We start from the raw sequence: 3,176 nt of genomic DNA on the forward strand, positions 1-3,176 counted from the left end.
CGGGGGTTCCGGGTCGAGCCGGGCGAGGTGCAGGCTGTGGTCGCCGCGCATCCGCGGGTGGCCCAGGCGGCGGTCGTGGCCCGCGAGGACATCCCCGGTGATGTGCGCCTGGTCTCCTACGTCGTCGCGTCCGACCAGGGAGTCCAAGGGGACGGACTGGCCGTCGAACTGGGCGAGTTCGCCTCCGAGCGGCTGCCGGAGCACATGGTGCCGTCGGCGGTCGTAGTGCTCGACGGCTTGCCGTTGGCGAGCAACGGCAAGCTCGACCGCGCGGCGCTGCCCGTTCCTGACTACGCGGGGGCGATGACGGTGAGCCGGGGGCCGACGACGGTGCAGGAGGAGATCCTGTGCCAGACGTTCGCCGAGGTGCTCGGACTGCCATCGGTCGGAGTGGACGACGATTTCTTCGCCCTGGGCGGGCACTCCCTGCTCGCCGTCACGCTGGTGGCGAAGCTTCGCGCGCGTGGAGTCTCGGTCCCCGTGCGGGAGTTCTTCCGGTCCCCCACTCCGGCGTCCCTCGCCACGGTGGCCGCGCCCCGGCAGGTGGTCGTTCCGCCGAACCGGATTCCGGATGGCGCGGACGAGATCACCCCGGACATGCTGCCGCTGGTCGACCTGAGTGAAGCCGAGGTGGCGCGGGTCGTCGCGCAGGTCCCGGGTGGCGCCGCGAATGTGGCGGACGTGTATCCGCTCGCCCCGCTGCAGGAGGGGATCTTCTTCCACTACCTGCTGCAGGCGGACAGCGGTTCGGACGTCTACGCGTCGTCCAGAGGCGTGCGGTTCCCCACCCGGGAGCAGTTGGACGCGTTCCTCGCCGCGCTGCGGCGGACGGTGGAGCGGCACGACATCTATCGTACGGCGATCGTGTGGGAGGGGCTGCGCGAGCCTGTCCAAGTGGTGCTGAGGCAGGCGGAGTTGCCGGTCGAGGAACTCGTGCTCGACCTTCAGGGCGTCGAGCCGGTGCAGCAGATGATCGCCGTGAGTGCGGCACGGATGGACCTGACGAGGGCTCCGCTGATCCGGGTCCAGATCGCCGCAGAGCCGGATGGCGACGGATGGCTCGCCCTGCTGCGCATTCATCACCTGGTGCAGGACCACACCACGCAGGACGTGCTGCTCGGTGAGCTGGGGGCGCACCTTTCCGGCCAGGAGGCTTCACTGCCGGAGCCGCTGCCGTTCCGGAACTTCGTGGCGCAGGCCCGGTTGGGCGTGCCACGGGAGGAACACGAGCGCTACTTCGCCGAGTTGCTGGGCGATGTGGAGGAGACGACAGCGCCGTACGGGCTGTTGGACGTCCAGGGCGACGGAAGCGGTGTCGTACGCGCCCAGACGGCTGTCGAAGAAGGCCTGAGCCGCAGGGTGCGGGAGGTGGCGCGCTCGCGCGGGACGAGTCCCGCCACCGTGTTCCATGTGGCCTGGGCCCGGGTACTGGCGGCGGTCAGCGGTCGTGACGACGTGGTGTTCGGAACGGTCCTGTTCGGCCGCATGAACGCGGGCGCCGGCTCGGAACGTGTTCCGGGACTGTTCCTCAACACTCTGCCGGTGCGGGTACGGGTCGACTCGACCGCTGTGGCCGAGGCGCTGTCCGGCATGCGCAACCAGCTGGCGGAACTGCTGGTGCACGAACACGCACCCCTTGCCCTGGCCCAGCAGGCCAGTGGCCTCCCGGGGAACAGTTCTCTGTTCACCTCGATCTTCAACTACCGCCACAACCAGACCACGGCCCAGGCGCAGGGAAGCGAACAGGACACGCAACAGCCAACCAGTACCGCGGGCACGGCGGGCACAGCGGGCATCAAGACGGTGCATCTGCGGGAGGCGACCAACTACCCGGTCGCCGTCGCGGTGGAGGACTTCGGGGCCGGTTTCGGTCTGACGGTCGACGCCGTGGCCCCCGTGGACGCGGAAGCGGTGTGCGAGCTGCTGCACACCTGCCTGGGCAATCTGCTGGCCGCGCTGGAGAGCGACGCCGAGCAGGGCCTCGCAGCGGTGGACGTACTGGGCGGGGAGGAACTCCGCCAGGTGGTCGAGGAGTGGAACCGCACGGAAGCGGAGCTGCCGAGGACGTCGGCGGCCGCCCTGTTCGAGGCGACGGTGGCACACGACCCGGCCGCGGTGGCGGTGATCGCCGACGGTACGGAGGTCTCGTACGGGGATCTCGATGCCCGCGCGAACCGGTGGGCGCACCTCCTGCGGGCCCAGGGAGCCGGCGCGGAGTCGGTGGTGGGGCTGTGCCTGCCGCGCGGCGTGGACCTTGTCTCTGCGGTCCTCGGCGTGTGGAAGGCGGGAGCGGCGTACCTGCCGCTGGACACCGAATACCCCACCGAACGGCTGAAGTTCATGCTCGCCGACAGCGGCGCGTCCATCGTCGTGGGGCGCAGCGATCGCACGGCCGGCTTCGCCGGGCCGACGCTTCGCGTGCTGAACATCGACGAACCGGAAACGGCCGGCGCATGGGCCGCCGCACCGACGACCCCGCCCGAGGTCACTTCGCGGCCGGACCAGACGGCGTACGTGATCTACACATCAGGGACGACAGGACGCCCGAAGGGCGTGGCCGTCACCCACGAGGGCATCCCGAGCCTTGCCGAGGGACATGCCCGCCACCTGGCGGTCGGACCGACAAGCCGGGTCGGCCAGTTCGCCTCGCCGAGCTTCGACGGATTCGTCTGGGAGTGCTGCATGGCGCTGCTGGCGGGCGCGGCCCTGGTCGTCATTCCCGAAGAGCGACGAGCCGGTGAGACGCTGGCGGAGCTGTTGAGTGAGCAGGCCGTCTCGCACGTGGCCCTGCCACCGGCCGTACTCGCGACCCTCGACGAACACTCCGTCGCACCGGACCTCACCCTCGTGGTGGCGGGCGAGGCATGCCCACCCGAACTCGTCGCACGCTGGGCGTCCGTCGTGACCATGTTCAACTCGTACGGCCCCACGGAGACCACCGTCGACGCCACCCTGTGGCGCTGCGAACCGCAGGCCACCGAAGTCGCCATCGGCTCCCCCGTGTTCAACACCGGGGTGTACGTCCTCGATGAAGCTCTCCGACCGGTGCCGGTGGGAGTGGCGGCAGACCTGTATGTGTCGGGGGCCGGTCTCGCGCGGGGGTACATCGACCGCAGGACGTTGACGGCTGAGCGGTTTGTGGCGTGCCCGTTTGCGGGTGTGGGCGAGCGGATGTA

The 3,176-nt window shown here is 70.2% G+C and carries 1 protein-coding gene; it reads left to right on the plus strand.

Annotated features, from left to right (window positions below):
* A partial coding sequence (locus ACFWP7_RS42465) for an amino acid adenylation domain-containing protein (protein WP_384393974.1) occupies positions 1–3,176 on the plus strand: 3,176 nt, incomplete at both ends.

The sequence above is a fragment of the Streptomyces sp. NPDC058470 genome, assembly GCF_042721055.1.
Lineage (GTDB): Bacteria > Actinomycetota > Actinomycetes > Streptomycetales > Streptomycetaceae > Streptomyces.